Below are 761 nucleotides of genomic sequence, written 5' to 3'. Positions count from 1 at the left end.
GTGTGGTCGATCTGGAGACGGTCACCCCGGCCTGGGCCGAGCTGCCCGCCTGCGATCCCGACCCGCGCGCGCTCGGCCTGACCGCGCGCCATCTCGCCTATGTCATCTACACCTCCGGATCAACCGGGACGCCCAAGGGCGTCATGGTCGAGCATCGCGGAGTGGTCAATCTGGGGCTGGCTCAGATCGGACTGTTTGGCGTTGGTTCAAACAGTCGAGTGGTGCAGTTCGCCTCCTTGGGTTTTGATGCCAGTGCCTGGGAAATGATTATGGCGCTTGGCTCCGGCGCCGCCTTGCATCTGCCCGCGGATGAGCTCTGCCAGGCGAGTGCCAGGCTATCGCATTATCTGCGAAGCCAAGCTATCACCCACGCGACATTGCCTCCGGCCTTGCTGCAGGCAGGCAGGAATGTGGAATATTTGGCGTCGCAAGCTCTCATTCTTGCTGGAGAGCTGCCGAAGGCCGAACTCATCCGACGTTTACCTGCAGCATCTGTTATCAATGCCTATGGACCGACGGAAACGACAGTCTGTGCAACGACCTGGACTTGCCCGGCTGATTTTGACGGGTCAGTTGTCCCGATCGGGCGGCCGATCGCCAACACGCGGATCTACCTGCTGGACGCTCATGGCGCGCCGGTGCCGTTCGGGGCGGTGGGCGAGCTTTGCATTGGCGGGGCAGGCGTTGCGCGGGGCTACCTGAACCGCCCTGATCTGACGGCGGAGCGGTTCATCGCCAGCCCCTTTGTGGACGGCGATCGG

Annotated in this window: 1 protein-coding gene; it reads left to right on the top strand. The window is 63.1% G+C overall.

The window, feature by feature from the left end; genetic code table 11:
• The coding region (locus EN807_RS32325; protein ID WP_135937909.1) for an AMP-binding protein at nt 1–761 on the top strand (761 nt) is incomplete at both ends.

This window comes from Mesorhizobium sp. M5C.F.Ca.ET.164.01.1.1 (genome assembly GCF_004792125.1).
In the GTDB taxonomy this organism is placed as follows: Bacteria; Pseudomonadota; Alphaproteobacteria; order Rhizobiales; family Rhizobiaceae; genus Mesorhizobium; species Mesorhizobium wenxiniae.
This window is presented reverse-complemented; position numbering and strand designations above follow the sequence as displayed.